The sequence below is a fragment of the Metabacillus litoralis genome, from assembly GCF_007994985.1.
In the GTDB taxonomy this organism is placed as follows: Bacteria; Bacillota; Bacilli; order Bacillales; family Bacillaceae; genus Metabacillus; species Metabacillus litoralis.
Map to the genome: position 1 here is coordinate 25448 of NZ_VOQF01000002.1, position 16511 is coordinate 41958.

A 16511-nucleotide genomic window follows, 5' to 3' on the forward strand; every position below is an offset into this window, starting at 1 on the left:
CAATATTTTATTTAATTTATCATAATTGCACCATATCAATTTTTGTAAAGATGACATGCTACATAATGACCATCAATGCTTCGATATTCTGGTCGAGTTGTTTTACACATATCCATACATTCAGGGCACCTTGTATGAAAAGCACATCCAGAAGGTGGATTTGATGGACTCGGTATTTCCCCAGAAATAGTTATTCTTTCTCGTTTAATCTCAGGATCAGCTATTGGCACTGCAGAAAGCAACGCCTTCGTATAAGGATGAAGTGGGTTATTATAAAGCTCCTCACTATCAGATAATTCTATTAATCTACCTAAATACATAACACCCACACGATCACTTATATGGCGAACAACACCAAGATCATGTGCTATAAATAGATAAGTTAGTTGAAATTCATTTTGGATATCCTTCATTAAATTTAAAACCTGAGCTTGAATTGAAACATCCAAAGCAGATACAGGCTCATCAGCAATAATTAACTTAGGCTTCGTCATCAATGCCTTTGCTATCCCAATTCGTTGACGCTGACCACCACTAAATTGATGAGGATATCGTCTTGCATGGTAACTACTTAGTCCTACAATATCGAGCATTTCTTGAACCCTTTTCTTTCGCTCCTCTTTAGTCCCAATTCCATGGACAATAAGAGGCTCCTCAAGAATTTTGCCGATCGAATGTCGTGGATTTAATGACGCATAAGGATCTTGAAAAACCATTTGTATATCTCTACGAGTTTTTCTTAATTCAGATTTTGTCATACTCGTAATCTCTTTATCTTCAAACAAGATCCTTCCATCACTTGCTTCAATTAATCGCATGAGAAGTCGACCAGTTGTTGATTTCCCACAACCACTTTCACCAACAATTCCAAGAGTCTCTCCTTTTTTTACAAAAAAAGAAATATCATCTACAGCCTTTACTTCCCCCGTCTTTTTACCAAAAATACCACCTGTTATTGGGAAATATTTTTTCAACCCATTAACTTCAAGAAGTAACTCCGACATTTTCATCAGCCCCCTCTTTCACTTGATGAAGGAAGCATCTTACATGGTGACCCTGTTTTTCCATGTTATATAAATCAGGTGTGCTTTCATAACATGGACCGAAAACTTCCTCACATCTTGCTGCAAATCGGCAGCCTTGTTCAATACTTCCTGGTCTAGGAACATTTCCAGGGATACTATATAGTCTTTCTTTCTTACCTCTAATATCAGGAACTGATTTAAGCAAACCTTTTGTATACGGATGCTTTGGATCTTTTAAAATGGTATGTACATCACCTTGTTCAACAATCTGCCCTGAATACATAACAAGGACTCTATCACAGATCTCAGCAACAACTCCTAGATCATGTGTTATAAAGATAATTGATGTATTCATCTTTTCATTTAAATCCTTCATAAGTGTTAAAATTTGTGCTTGAATTGTTACATCTAATGCGGTTGTAGGCTCGTCTGCTATTAAAACTTGTGGATCACAAGCCATAGCCATAGCAATCATTACTCTTTGTCTCATACCACCAGATAGCTGATGAGGATATTCATTAATAATTTCTTCTGCCCGCGGTATTCCGACTAATTTAAGTAATGTAACCGTTCGATCTTTAGATTCTTTTTTTGATAGTTTCGTATGTAGCTTTAACGCTTCAATTAATTGATTACCAATCGTAAACAAGGGATTCAGCGATGTCATTGGTTCTTGAAAAATCATAGAAATTTGATTTCCTCTAATTTTCCTCATTTCTTTCTCGTTAAGCTTTGTTAAATCTTTTCCATCAAATAAGATCTCTCCTCGTTCCATTTTTCCAGGTGGACTTGGAATTAATCCCATTGTTGAAAGAGAAGTAACACTTTTACCACTACCTGATTCGCCAACAATGCCTAATATCTCTCCCTCTCTTAGATCAAAACTAACTCCATCTACTGCAGGGACTAACTTTTTTTCAGATTGAAATGATACCTTCAAGTCTTTTATTTGAAGCATTTGTTTATTCTTCACTAAATCACCTACCAATTATCGTATAAAAACTTAAAGTTATTAAAATATAATGATTATTATTCCATATATAGGTTAACTGTATTGCTATAAATTGTCGAAATAATCTAATAATATTTCGACATAAAAACCAAACTCTTTTTTACCACGTTAAAGCACAACTACTTCAACGCGTTTGCTTATTTTAGTTTCCAACCAGTCTAGAAAGATATATATAATTTTGGATATGATAGATCTAAACACCACTTTATTGAAATAATAATCTGAATAATATTATTATGTCCTCTTCTTATTTTAATGCCTCTAAAAATTCAAACAACACGTTCGTTACATTTTATTCCATATTATATTTTTCAAAATAAGTTCAGAAAATAAAAAAGAGCAACAAGTAGTTAAAATTGAACTACTTGTTGCTCTTTTTATTGTTCTTCATTATTTTTTTGAATAGTACGTAATGCATCAACCCTTTGTTGATCTTCTTCGAAAAATTGAACAAGATCACCAATTCGATCAATGGCATTCCAGCTTAAATGATGTTCAATACCTTCTACATCATCATAGATTTTATCCTCATCAACGCCTATTATTTTCAAAAATTGCTCTAGAAGCTCATGACGATATACGAGACGTTTTCCCGTTTTCTTCCCTTTGCTTGTTAAAACAAGTCCACGGTATTTTTCATAAATTAAATATTCGTCTTTATCTAATTTTTGAACCATTTTTGTGACTGAGGAGGGATGCACAGTTAATGCTTCTGCTATATCTGAAACACGAGCATATCCTTTTTCTTCTATTAGTAAATATATTTGTTCAATGTAATCTTCCATACTTGGTGTTGGCATGTGGTCCCCTCCAGAATTGCCGATCTGATTAAACGAAATCATATCAATTTTACATGAGTTTGTATGGCTTTACAAGGGGAATACGGTGGGTGGTGTTTGTCTTATTTCAACATTTAGTAGGCATGAAGAAAGTTAGGTACACTTTGGAGCACCAACTTTGACTTTTTTTGGAAAAAGCAGAAAAAGATCTGACATTTTGCTTAGAGCGTTCATATAAGGTTAATACTCTATAAATTAAGGATTTGTCTCTTTGAAAACCAAAAGAAGATTATTGTAATAAATAGTTCGTTCCATTGCGCTCCAGACACTCGCTTTCCGCGGGGAGGAAGCTAAGTCTCCTCGGCTTCGCCTGCGGGGTCTCAGCCTTTCCTCTACACCCGCAGGAGTCGAGTGTCTTGCGCTCCATTTCACTAAGTTGATTTTAAATAATGTAGTAATGTTATTGATGTAGTTCAAGTTCAAATTGGCACGATGAAAATATTTATAAGTTTATTAGTGGATGTATGCTGGTACCATAACACTCTTAACAGTGTAAACATTTTTCACTAAATCATCTCCAATATATCAATAGCCTACTGTTTACTTCAACACTATAACCTTCTTATTGTTTCACTACTATTTTCATAGGTTCGTTTTGTTCAATTATACATCTTTCTCTATGGAACAGTTTGTATTTTAGTATTAGAAAAAAATTTAGAAATCCACCTAAAAGTTGATTAAAAAGACAAGATTAAAAGCGTGAATTCATATGTGAATTCACGCTTTTAATCTTGTCTTTTACGTTAGATGTTGCTTTGAAATAAAGTTTAATCACAAACATCTTATAATCCCGTATCTTACGGTAAATAGTAAGAATCCTTTTTTTAAAAAAATTGATCAAAATGGATTCATATCTAGTAGATTTAAGTTTCAGTTTTATAAAAAAGTTTGGTCATCTTCTACGTGTGTTGCTCCGCAATAGCGCTTTGTTTGTTGAAGTTTGTTATAAAGATTACTAGAAATAAAGTGGGATATTTACAATCTGTTAGAGATAGAAAAATCATACCCTCTTTTTTATTGAACTAAAAGTTTACATATTCGCGCTTCTATTGTTGAAGAATATAAGTAAAACTACTCTTTTTTTATCATTATATCAATATGATTATCTAAATATTTTCATTTTTTATTATTTCATAAAATGAAGTTCTAATTTTACCTTTAATATTTCTTAAGTTATTCTCTGAAGCAAGATTGACATTTTCCATAATACTACTTTTATCTTTGGAATTTAATGAGACTTTGCTCTTTTTTAGATATTCATCAATTATTTTCTCTGCAAATTTTTCTTTTTCTTCTAAAGTAAGTGGATCAAAATAGGTAACTAAATCAAATCTTGATCTTAATTCTGTTGGAATCATTTTTGAGTATTTAGAAGTGTCTAAATTGGATGTGAAAATAATAATATATCCATTTAAGTTGTGTACCTCCCCCATAGCATCATCGAATTTTCCCTCTTCTAAAAGTTGCAGGAAGAAGTTATGGACAGCAATATTGGCCTTTTCAAATTCATCAATTAAAAGTATACCTGCATTACTTTTTTTGAGTTTTTTTACTAAATCACTTTCCGTTCCGCTATTAATGTAGCCTGGAGGACTTCCAATTAGACTCGCCAAGGAACTTTCACTTTTATAATTAGCAAAATTCACTTTTGCTAATGGAGTCTTACTGTCAAGAAAATTATGTAAAAGCCTCGCTACCTCTGTTTTCCCTACCCCGGAGTCCCCTAGTAAAAACACGGACATTATAGGATGATCCTTTATTTTCTTATTGAAAAATCTGAAAGAGTCAATCTCTCTAAAAAGATTGTTTTTAAATTTCATATGACCAATAAGTCTATCGTCCAGTTGTTTATAAAAATTATTGAAGTGATTTTTATTTAAATTTACAAATGTCTTTAATGTTGATGCTTTCTTATCCTTTGATATTTGCTTAGGTTTTACCTTAGATTCCTCAATGGTTACTGAAACAAGGGAGTTAAAAAATATTCCTAGAGTTTCTAAAGCCTCATTTGCATATTCTTCTTCCACTAAATAATTTATATTTTCATATTCATCTATTAGATAAAAAAGTTTCTCCACAAAGTACAAATTCCCTTTGGGTATCATTTGAACGATACCCGTGATATCCACATCAACCTCCCCATTATCTATAACATTACTTAGATCGTTTTGCTCCAGTTCAATTAGGGCAAAGGAGATAATTTTCACGCCCTGCTCTTCCCTCTCATGCCGATACTTTTGAAATTGACTCTTTCGGTATACTAATAAGGTGTCATTTTTCATTAGCTGTCACCTAACCTTATTTTCTGAACAATAGCCAAAGTATCAATATAGCGATACTTTGTTTCTAACGACTCTTCTACCTCCCCATTTTCAGTTGAATGCTGCACTTCACTAGGGCCTGTGTTCTGTTCATTTTCTATCATATATTTAAAAGTACTTTTTAGATCACTCATTTTCTTTACACCCTTGTATATTCCAATTAGCGTAACCTTACCCATTAGTAAATCATCTATTGTATAGTTATTTTCAAATTCATTCTGCACTTCAGACGGTATTTTTAATAGATAGTTCTCTTCATCTTTTCTTGCTGTTAAAATATACGAATAGTCTGTTACAAATGATTTTATAACCTCTCCGATTGATATTTCTTCATGGGTAAATCTGTCTAGCGCTCCCTCCTTTATGAGTTTCATTTGTCTCATTTCCTCTTCATTTACTATTGTTAGATTTAAATCGTGAATAATTATCAATTGATCTTCAATCGCCACTTTGATCTGTTCATCTGTAGTTTTTATCTCGTCTACTACATCCCTCAGAATCACCGCATTTGTGGATTTTATTTCTACAGTTTTTTTAAGACCAGAGGATTTGGTATATTCATATGACCCTTCACCTCTGGCGGTAAAAATTGCAGTTAACATCGCTTGTACTCTTGCAGTTAGTTTTGAAGTATGCTTGCTATCATCAGTTTCTTCTTGTGAAACTGACACCTTATTATCTAGTAACATTGCTATTTCAAATACTTTTTCAAAGTTTAAATAAAATATACTGAAATGTTGAAGATTTTTTGTCATTTATTAGCCGCCTTTTAGTTATTAGAATGGTTCCATTAATACCAATTATTTTAAAAAACTAGATTATATACAATCCTTTATTCCATTAAATTACCTTTTAACGGAACAACATATTGTCACTCAACAGTTCCTTAACCGATATTTCAATTCAGATGTTCTTTTCCTTTTACTATAAAAACACCCCTTTAGATAACCATATCCAAAGGGGTGTAACGGTACGACTTTGTTTCAAATCCACATTAGATCTTTTTAATCGATCTTAAAGCCCACATTTCAACTGAGCACCACAGCTTGTACATGTGTTACAGCCACCTAAATCTTCTACTGTGCCTTCACGACAAACTGGACATTTGTTTCCTACTTCATTTCCGATCGTTACGTCTGTAGAACGAAGGGCATTGATTGTATCAACTAGGACAACTTTTCCTTTTTCCTTTGTTTCTACATTTTCACTTTCACTTTCATCAAACGTGTTTTCTTCTGCTTTTAACGTTAGTACTTGTGTGTCACGGCTTCCATCAACATAAACTGTACCACCTTTTGCGCCACCTTTGTATAAACGCTCGTACACTTTCTCAACTTGTTCAACTGTATACCCTTTTGGTGCATTAACTGTTTTACTAATTGAACTGTCAATCCAGCGTTGAATAACACATTGAACATCAGCATGTGCTGATGGAGCTAGCTCCATTGCAGAAACAAACCAAGCTGGCAGGTTATTTGCATCAGCTTCAGGATGCTGATCTAAATATTCTTGAACAATATCTGCTTTCACTTCGATAAATTTCCCTAAACGTCCACTACGGAAGTAAGAGAATGAGAAGTATGGCTCAAGACCTGTTGATACGCCTACCATTGTACCTGTAGATCCTGTTGGGGCAACAGTTAACAAATGTGAATTACGAATACCAAACTTCTTAACACCTTCTAAAATATCAGCAGGCATTTTACTCATAAAGCCTGTTTGTGTAAATGCTTCACGAAGACGATTTGTTTCAGCCTCTTGTTCTCCAACTAAGAATGGGAAGCTACCCTTTTCTTGCGCTAGATCAATTGAAGCACGATAAGCAGCTGTTGCTATTGTTTCGAATACTTTATCAACTAAATCATTACCTTCTTCTGAACCGTATTCTGTTTCACAGTATATTAAAAGATCATGTAAACCCATTACTCCAAGACCTACACGGCGTTCGCCTAATGCTTGATGCTTGTTTTCCGCTAAGAAGTATGGTGTTGCATCAATAACATTGTCTTGCATTCTCACACCTATTTCAACAGTTCTTCTAAGCTTATCAAAATCTACTGTTTTTGTTTCTTTGTTTGCCATTTCTGCTAAATTTACCGCTGCAAGATTACAAACAGAATATGGAGCAAGAGGTTGTTCACCACAAGGATTTGTCGCAACTACCTGTTGACCATATGCTTTTGCATTTGTCATGTCATTTGCATTATCAATAAAGAAAATCCCAGGCTCAGCAGAGTAAGTTGCACAAATATTAATCAAGTTCCAAAGCTCTTTAGCTTTAATTGTACGATACGTACGAACTTTATACCCCTGCTTTTCCCACTCACGCACATCTCCAACTTTATGCCAATTTTCATTGTATGATTTCATGCTCTGTTCATCATAGCTTTCCACATCTGGGAATCGTAAATCATAGTCAGCATCTTGCTCAACTGCATCCATAAAGTCTTTTGTTAATGTGACAGAAATATTAGCCCCTGTTAAAAACTCTGAATTGTGAACACTGTATGTTCCACCTGTTCGAAGTTTTAACTCCGCATCTCTAATAATTTTCTCACTGAAGCCACCTGTTCCTGCAATTTGTTTGTAATTGACAATCCCTTGATACATATCAACTTCCTGCTGTGTTAATGGCGTGAATTTTAATTTATCTTGTGCATATTTTTTAATACCTTCATCATTTGTATTCTCAATAAGATATCGTAAAATTCTTGGGTTTTGCATTTTTGAAATGATAAATTCAATAATGTCAGGGTGCCAATCTGATAGCATAATCATTTGGGCTCCTCTACGACTTCCACCTTGCTCAACAAGATGTGTTAACTTCGCTATATCATCTAACCAAGAAACAGATCCAGATGATTTACCATTAACACCTTTAGCTAGTGTATTACGCGGGCGTAGAGTTGAACCGTTTGTCCCAACACCACCACCACGGCTCATAATCTCCATAACTTGCTTTCTGTGCTCTGAAATACCTTCACGAGAATCTTGTACAAATGGCATAACATAGCAGTTAAAATAAGTTACTTCTGTTCCTGCTCCAGCACCATACAACACACGTCCGGCAGGTATAAAGTTCAAATTTACTAGCTCTTGATAAAATTTCTCGAACCACTCTGTACGTTTTTCTTCTGTTGTTTCAACCGATGCTAATCCCGTTGCATTTCGTTTTGCAATTTGTTCGTAAAAGATTTCAAGTGGTTTTTCAATGACGTCTAACGAGCGTTTTACAATCCCTGTTTCAACTTCCTCAGGTTTGTCCAAGGAATGACGATATTCCTCATCAATTAATACACTTGCCGTTTTTGCTTGCCAGTCAATTTCTTTAATAAATCCAAGACCACGTGCAGGGAACTTCGGGTCCTCTTTAATCGTCAGAACAACAAAATCGCCCTCAGATAAGGTAATTTTTTCTGTATCTTTAAACGTATAGCGATCAAGCATAACAAGTCTTGATACACCTTTATGTGTTAATTTCATATCTTTTGTAATTGGATGAACCTGTGGAAATACAGTGATATCTTTATTTAGCTTCTCAACATCCACACTCATCTTTTGCTCAATTCCAACTGTCATTGTAACAACTCCTAATCAATCTCTCTATTAAATGTCCTGATTAAATTTATCATATCCTACCCCACAATTCAACATATAGTATTAGATTTTTTAAACATAACACTATATATAGTTTTATGGTCAATTCATTTTAGTTTTGTCAAATTGATAACTCATTAAAATAGTGAGAATAAATAAGAGAAAATGAGATTTCGAAGACTAAACTGCAGTTTTTGAAGGATTTTGTCACTTGCATATAGTTTTATGTCATAAAACACTGTGAATTCAGCATTCCTTATCATTTTCAGATAAAAAATTAGTTTTCGTCAAAATTCTACAAGTCTGACATCATTATTATTCTAACATCTCAAATTTGAATTCAAACTTTATTAAGAGCAAAGTTCATCTATAGCTTCTTAGCGTATAGATAACTTTCAATGGCAGGAATTAATATAATGCATGGAAAAAAGGTAAGTAAAATCAACAATATTTCATTTAATGGTGGCAAAAAAATGATAGTAATGCCTATGACAAACAATGGAATTGACCAAAGCATCATCCTTTTTGCGCCGTATTTATTAATTTTGTACCAATTTTCATCAGATACAAATGAGTTGCTAAATCTTACACCATATAAATGGTTCATCATTATTCTCTCTTTATATAATGGAATGCTTAAACCTACAAATAATAAACCGCAAAATATATTTAAAATACCAACAATAATGTTATCCATTTTAATCTACCTCCGAATTGAACCTGAAATAAAGAATTCTTTTACTTTCTTATAAATACTTACGATTTAATATGGGATTAGTTTCACTTTTAAACCAAATACAAATAAGAATTCCAATAAAAAAAGTAGTTCAATTTTATATCTCAAATTGAACTACTTTTTTACTCATAACTGATGTACCAAGGAGATAAATAGAGTTTGAACTAAGTAAAATCCTTTTACCTTTTAAAATTCCATTCGTCACTTTCATATTTCTTCTTTGCAATGTTATTTACATACGCTATTTCATCGCTTGTTAACACATAAGGCTCTAAATCTATATGTAGTCCTTTTTCAAAGCCTTCTTTAAAAGCTTTTTTTGCTTCTTCAATCGTTACCGGTTTTTCACGAAGTGTATTTGTTGCAACTGCCTTACTTTTGAATGCACGTTGCATTCTTTCTTTTACCCGATCATTAGGGTACTTAAATAAGTCAAATAGCATATCTTCATCAAGATCTAGTAGAATTGAGCCATGTTGTAGGATCACGCCCTTCTGACGTGTTTGTGCACTTCCTGCTACCTTACGTCCTTCGACAACAAGCTCGTACCATGATGGAGCATCAAAGCAAACAGCTGAACGTGGTGACTTCAGTCCTTGCTTTTCCTCATCTGTCCTAGGAATGGCAAAATATGCATCAAGTCCTAGGTTTTTAAATCCCTCTAAAATCCCTTCTGAAATAACCCGATAAGCTTCTGTAACTGTTTTTGGCATTTCAGGGTGCTCTTCAGAAACAATAACACTATAAGTAAGCTCTTGATCATGTAATACACCACGACCACCAGTTGGTCTTCTCACAAAACCAAGACCATATTTTTGAACAGCATCTAAATCGATTTCCTTTTCAACCTTTTGAAAATATCCAATTGAAAGTGTCGCTGGATTCCAGCCATAAAAACGGATTGTTGGAGGTATTTTCCCTTCACTATGCCACTCTAATAACGCCTCATCTAACGCCATATTAAAGGCCGGAGAACATTTTCCAGAATCTATATATCGCCATACTTCTTTTGTCATGCTGCAAACCCTCTTTATTGATAATTTTATTCATTAAGTCTAGCAGAAGTTTCTATAGAAGAAAATAATAATGATCTTACCTAATGACAATTAAGACAAGCTCTTATATAATGATATAAGTCGATATGAGTTCTTTTGAGCTTACCAATAAGAAACAAAACATAAAAGGGGTCGAGCAAATTGACAACAACATGGTTATTAATCATTTTAACAACAGCTATTATCGCATACTCTGCATTCAGCTTCTTTTATCAACGCAAAATTATGAAGCATTTAACTGAAGAAGAGTTTCGTGCGGGCTATCGTAAAGCACAATTAATTGATGTACGTGAACCAAAAGAATATGAAGGCGGTCATATTTTAGGAGCAAGAAATATCCCACTATCTCAATTACGTCAGCGTCATAAAGAAATTCGTCAAGATCAACCAATTTACTTTTATTGCCAAAACACTGTTCGTAGCGGTCGTGCAGCTCAGATGTTAAAGCGTAAAGGCTATAATGACATTAACTGTCTCAAAGGCGGCTTTAAAGGCTGGACAGGTAAAGTCAAGAAAAAATAACAGCATACACATATACAAGAAGCGGCTTTTACCATACTTTTATATGGTCATAAAGCTGCTTCTTTTTTACATAATTTATATAGTTTACAACCAAGCACGTTTTTCACTCACGACTAGTACATCCTAATCCCAGTTTTAAGTTCTATTTAAGTTGTGTAAAAATATGAAGTATGGGAAATTTAAATAGTAATATCTCCTTTTTATTTATTAGTAGGATCTTTAATGATATTATGAAGGGTGAAACAAATAACATTCACTAAGATTTTGGAGGAATATTTAACTTGATAGTCGCCATACTGTTTTTTCTATTTATGTCTTTTTTCTTATCAGGAAGTGAAACAGCTCTAACTGCAGTAAATAAAATGAAGTTAAAAACAAAAGCTGAAAATAATGATAAAAAATCTCAAAAATTGCTTGAATTCGTCTCAAAACCTGATGAATTAATTACAGGCATATTAATCGGAAATAATATTGCTAATATTATGCTTCCAACACTTGTTACGATCCTCGCACTTGAGTATGGAATAAACGTAGGGATTGCTACTGGAGTTCTAACAATTGTATTAATCATTTTTGCAGAAGTGCTACCAAAATCAATTGCTGCAACTTTTGCCGATAAAATAGCTTTGATCGTTTTCCCAGTTATCAGAGTCTTATTGTTTGTATTTAAGCCTTTAATTTTCCTTTTATCTAGATTCACAAGACTCGTGATAAGGTTTTTATCAAAAAATCAAACTAATACCGCTTCTGTATCAAGAGAAGAAATCATTACAATGATCAACATCGCAACTTCTGAGGGGACTCTTCAAAATGAAGAAAACCAGAGGATCAAAGGTGCGATTGACTTCTATGATCTTGATGTTCGAGATGCTTTAAAAACTCCTAGAACTGAAATACAAGGAATACCTTGTGAATCATCTTTCGAAGAAACTCGTGAGTATGTATTAGATGGTAGTCATACAAGATATCCTGTTTTTAAGGAAAATATGGACCATATTGTTGGTGTTCTACACTCTAAATCTTTGCTTTCTTGGTCGCTAGAACCGCATAAGAATCTTGAGGATTTCATTGATAATGAACCATTGTTTGTCTTTGAGTTTCATTCCATTGAAAAAGTATTCAAATTGATGTTAAAAAAGCGAAGACATTTAGCAATAGTTTTAGATGAATATGGTGGTACAAAAGGGATCATTAGTCATGAGGATATTATCGAGGCTATGATCGGTCAAGATATAAAAGATGAAACTGACGATAATGAAGAGATATTGATTGACGAATTAACAGATTCACATATTATTTGTAATGGTAAATTAGCTTTAAGACGCTTAAATGAAGTCTTTAAAACAAAAATTCCAGAGCAGGAAGATATCTTAACAGGCTTTCTATTAAAAGAAATGGGACGCTTCCCTCTTGAAGGCGAAACATATGAGTACCATCATTTGCATTTTGATATTCAATCTGTTGAAGAAAACAAGTTAAAGAAGATCATGATTACAAAGAAAACTCCTCCTGGAGAATGACCAAAAAGCTAGGCGATTATAAGAATCGCTTAGCTTTTTTTGATATCATTTATTTCTATCTCAAGCTCATTTAGCAAAGCCCATTATTTGTTTAATAAAGCCCAATCCGAATCTTTGTTCATGCTTAATTCTTTCTTGACGAACTTGATGCTCTTTTACAAAAGCTAAGAACCGCTCTTCACGTGCATCTGTATGTTTTTGCGCAAGATCTCGCTCAGTTTGAATTTCTTCTTTATATAACTCTCGTTCAAGATGTGATGTTTCTTCTAAGCTTGAAATCATATCTTGTACATCAGAAAATTCAAATCTTGCCACTTCTGTTTGTAGCTTTGCTGTTTCTGAAATCTTTTGGTTAACTGAATGTACAACATTATTTTCTAACTGATTTAATTTTTCATTAAGCTGTAAAATTTCTTGAACTTCCTTTGAATCGATAAAATTTGTAATCTTCGTTAATGATTCTTTCATTTCCTCCACAACATCACTACTAACAGATGAATTTATCTCATCTGCTGCTGAATGCTGATTTGAAAGTAACTGCTTAATTGTTTGTGTATCCATATTACTATCTTTAAAGGATTTAATTTTTCGAAGCATTTCGATATTTTCTGGCGTTAATAGTCTTGCATTTTTATCGTCTCTTTTAATATCAATGAACTCAGAAAATTCCTCTTCCCAATTTTTCAAGATGAATACCTTTTCCCCTACAAGAGATGCTGCTTTTGAAATTGTTACATGTTTTGCTGCCAATCTACTCCACCAACCTTTGTCTATTTTTTCTTATGTTACTAGTTCTATATTCTCTCTACCAATTTCCTCCCTATCGACAAAGGTTCTAAAAACTAGTCATAATGTTAGTGGTTTTGCAGATTTACTACATTTACGAACAAAAAACTGACTTACTATACAGCAAGTCAGTTTTTTCAACAATTTATCTTTGATATTTTAAAATTGGTTTTCTAGCAGCTGTTGTTTCATCAAGACGTTTAATGACTGTAGTATGTGGAGCTTCTTGAACAATCTCAGGATTTTCTTCGGCTTCTTTTGCAATTTGAATCATCGCATCAATAAAGGAATCAAGTGTTTCCTTTGATTCTGTTTCTGTTGGCTCAATCATAATACACTCTTCAACATTTAACGGAAAATAGATTGTTGGTGGATGATAACCAAAATCTAATAATCGTTTTGCAATATCAAGTGTACGCACACCCAGCTTCTTTTGTCGCTTCCCAGAAAGTACAAATTCATGCTTACAATGCTGATCATATGGAAGATCAAAGTATGGAGCAAGTCGACGCATCATATAGTTTGCATTTAATACAGCATATTCTGTTACAGCCTTTAATCCATCAGGTCCCATTGAGCGGATATATGTGTAGGCACGAACATTAATCCCAAAGTTACCATAGAACGGCTTTACACGTCCGATTGATTCAGGACGATTGTAATCAAAATGATAGCCTTCATCCGTTTTTACAAGCACTGGCTTTGGTAGATAAGCTATAAGATCCTCTTTCACACCAACTGGACCAGATCCAGGACCACCACCACCATGAGGACCTGTGAAAGTCTTATGCAGGTTAAGGTGAACAACATCAAAGCCCATGTCTCCAGGACGTGCTTGACTTAGTACTGCATTTAAATTAGCACCGTCATAATATAGCTTTCCACCAGCATCATGAACAATTTGTGCCATTTCTAAGATATGTGCTTCAAACAATCCTAGTGTATTAGGATTTGTAAGCATTAGTGCTGCCGTTTCTTCATTAACAACTCGCTTTAAATCCTCTAAATCTACTAAGCCATTTTCATCAGATTTAACTGTTATTGTTTCAAAACCAGCTACTGTTGCTGACGCTGGATTTGTACCGTGTGCAGAGTCAGGAACGATAACCTTTGTTCTTTTTGTATCATTATTAGCTTCATGATACGCACGAATCATCATCAATCCAGTCCATTCACCATGAGCACCTGCTGCTGGCTGAAGAGTTACTTCATCCATACCTGTAATTTCTTTTAAATGCTCTTGAAGATCAAATAATAATTCCATTGCACCTTGAACAGTTTCTTCTTCTTGTAAAGGATGGATATGTGCAAGCCCTCCAATACGCGCAACATTTTCATTTATTTTCGGATTATATTTCATTGTACAAGAACCTAATGGATAGAACCCAGAGTCAACACCATGATTACGTCTAGATAAAGCCGTATAATGTCTCATTATATCTAGTTCTGAAACCTCTGGAAGCTCTGCTTGCTCACTACGAATATATGCTGAAGGAATGAGCTCATCCAATGACAATTCTTCAATTTCAAGCTTTGGTAAACTATATCCTACGCGACCTTCTTTGCTAACCTCAAAAATTAACGTTTGATCTTGATTACTCATTGCCATCCCCCAATTCCTTAACAAGTGTGTCAATTTCTTCTTTTGTACGAAGCTCTGTTACAGCCACTAACATATGGTTTTCAAGCTCAGGATACACTTTACCTAAATCATAACCACCAATAATTCCTTTTTCTAAAAGCTTTTTGTTCACTTCATATATTGGTTTTTCTAGCTTTACAACAAATTCATTAAATATCGGTTGATCAAAAGGAACTTCTAATCCAGCATTTCTACATGCTTTTTTCGCATAATTTGCTTTTTGGATATTTTGAATCGCCATTTCCTTCACACCCTGCTTACCTAGAGCTGTCATAGCCACAGATGCAGCAAGTGCATTCAACGCTTGATTTGAACAAATATTAGAAGTCGCTTTATCACGACGAATATGCTGCTCACGTGCTTGAAGTGTTAACACAAAACCACGTTTTCCATTTTCATCTGTTGTTTGACCAACAAGACGTCCTGGTACTTTTCGTAATAATTTATTTGTAACAGCAAAATATCCACAATGTGGTCCACCAAAAGCAGTAGGAATACCAAATGGCTGAGCATCACCAGCTACAATATCTGCACCAAATGCTCCAGGAGGTGTTAAAGCTCCTAAAGCTAAAGGGTTAGAAGAAACAACAAACATACTTTTCCCAGTATGAGCGATTGGTTCAATATCTTGTAAAGGCTCAATGTTTCCAAAGAAGTTAGGATATTGCACAAGAACAGCTGCTACATCTTCAGTCATTTCTTGTTGTAATGCCACAAGATCTGTAACACCATTCTTAACAGGCACTTCGACGACTTCAATATACTGACCTTTTGCATAAGTTCTAACAACATCACGAGTTTCCGGGTTTACTGCTTTTGAAATAAGAATTTTCTTCTTTTTCGTTTGTCCAGCCGCCAACATCGCCGCTTCAGCTAGAGCTGTTCCACCATCATACATTGATGAATTCGCAACATCCATTCCAGTTAACTCACAAATCATCGTCTGAAATTCAAAAATCGCTTGAAGCTCACCTTGAGAAATTTCAGGTTGATAAGGTGTGTACGCTGTATAAAACTCAGATCGAGAAATAACATGATCAACAATAATAGGCATGTAATGATCATAAACACCAGCACCTAAAAAAGAAGCATGACTACGTAGGTCTTTATTCTTCGCCGCTAATTGTGTTAGCTCTTTTAATAGCTCCGTTTCTGATTTCGCTTTCTTGATGTTGTATTCTCTCTGAAAACGAACACTTTCTGGAATATCCTGAAACAACTCATTAACAGATTCTACGCCAATTGCTTGAAGCATTTCCTGTTTATCTTGTTCCGTCATTGGTAAATAACGATGTTTCATTGATGGTGAGCCCCTCTCTATTGTAAAAAGTATTGTTGATTACTTGTTGAAATTTGTCGTTTTTCTAATATATTGTAAGAATTAGCAAATAAGTTGAGTAAACTAGCAAATATAATTCAGATTTCCGCAAATATATTTTGTATAACAGCAAATAAA

The 16511-nt window shown here is 34.1% G+C and carries 13 protein-coding genes; 2 read left to right on the forward strand and 11 right to left on the reverse strand.

The features are described from left to right. Nucleotides 1–35: 35 nt before the first annotated feature. The 8 genes from FS935_RS04550 to FS935_RS04585 all read right to left on the reverse strand — a co-directional run bounded on the left by FS935_RS04550 (nt 36) and on the right by FS935_RS04585 (nt 10546). Nucleotides 36–1004, reverse strand: coding sequence for an ABC transporter ATP-binding protein (locus FS935_RS04550; protein WP_146946371.1), 969 nt, complete (start codon nt 1002–1004; stop codon nt 36–38). Then, entirely contained in the window at nt 985–1983 is a 999-nt protein-coding gene (locus FS935_RS04555; protein WP_146946464.1) for an ABC transporter ATP-binding protein, read from the reverse strand. Before FS935_RS04555 ends, FS935_RS04550 begins: the two co-directional genes overlap by 20 nt. A 431-nt stretch (nt 1984–2414) precedes the next feature. Then, complete coding sequence (gene mntR / locus FS935_RS04560; protein WP_146946372.1) at nt 2415–2837, reverse strand: transcriptional regulator MntR; 423 nt, start codon at nt 2835–2837, stop codon at nt 2415–2417. Between the two features lie 1145 nt (nt 2838–3982). Further along, nucleotides 3983–5158: an AAA family ATPase gene (locus tag FS935_RS04565; protein WP_146946373.1), complete on the reverse strand. Its 1176-nt coding sequence runs from the start codon at nt 5156–5158 to the stop codon at nt 3983–3985. Further along, a complete protein-coding gene (locus FS935_RS04570; protein ID WP_146946374.1) occupies nt 5158–5952 on the reverse strand; it encodes a hypothetical protein in 795 nt (264 codons plus the stop codon). The genes FS935_RS04565 and FS935_RS04570 overlap by 1 nt, the downstream gene beginning before the upstream one ends. Before the next feature lie 259 nt (nt 5953–6211). Further along, complete coding sequence (locus FS935_RS04575; RefSeq protein WP_146946375.1) at nt 6212–8776, reverse strand: vitamin B12-dependent ribonucleotide reductase; 2565 nt, start codon at nt 8774–8776, stop codon at nt 6212–6214. A 385-nt stretch (nt 8777–9161) separates the two neighbouring features. Continuing rightward, a complete protein-coding gene (locus FS935_RS04580; protein WP_146946376.1) occupies nt 9162–9491 on the reverse strand; it encodes an SdpI family protein in 330 nt (109 codons plus the stop codon). A gap of 218 nt (nt 9492–9709) precedes the next feature. After that, complete coding sequence (locus FS935_RS04585; RefSeq protein WP_146946377.1) at nt 9710–10546, reverse strand: lipoate--protein ligase family protein; 837 nt, start codon at nt 10544–10546, stop codon at nt 9710–9712. Nucleotides 10547–10726: 180 nt separating this feature from the next. Here FS935_RS04585 and FS935_RS04590 point away from each other — a divergent pair, with 180 nt between their 5' ends. Together FS935_RS04590 and FS935_RS04595 are read left to right on the forward strand one after the other, a co-directional pair. Next, the gene (locus FS935_RS04590; RefSeq protein WP_240050814.1) at nt 10727–11107 is read left to right on the forward strand and encodes a rhodanese-like domain-containing protein; all 381 of its coding nucleotides are present in this window, start codon (nt 10727–10729) and stop codon (nt 11105–11107) included. A 281-nt stretch (nt 11108–11388) separates the two neighbouring features. Next, complete coding sequence (locus FS935_RS04595; RefSeq protein WP_146946378.1) at nt 11389–12627, forward strand: hemolysin family protein; 1239 nt, start codon at nt 11389–11391, stop codon at nt 12625–12627. 66 nt (nt 12628–12693) lie between these two features. On the opposite strand, the gene FS935_RS04600 is transcribed toward FS935_RS04595, so the two are convergent. The 3 genes from FS935_RS04600 to gcvPA form a co-directional block, all read right to left on the reverse strand. After that, a complete protein-coding gene (locus FS935_RS04600; protein ID WP_158638532.1) occupies nt 12694–13377 on the reverse strand; it encodes a helix-turn-helix domain-containing protein in 684 nt (227 codons plus the stop codon). A 181-nt stretch (nt 13378–13558) separates the two neighbouring features. Continuing rightward, nucleotides 13559–15016 (reverse strand): aminomethyl-transferring glycine dehydrogenase subunit GcvPB, encoded by a 1458-nt coding sequence (gcvPB, locus tag FS935_RS04605; RefSeq protein WP_146946380.1) that lies wholly within the window; start codon nt 15014–15016, stop codon nt 13559–13561. After that, nucleotides 15009–16355, reverse strand: a complete 1347-nt coding sequence (gene gcvPA, locus FS935_RS04610) for an aminomethyl-transferring glycine dehydrogenase subunit GcvPA (protein ID WP_146946381.1) — start codon at nt 16353–16355, stop codon at nt 15009–15011. Before gcvPA ends, gcvPB begins: the two co-directional genes overlap by 8 nt. Nucleotides 16356–16511: the final 156 nt, after the last annotated feature.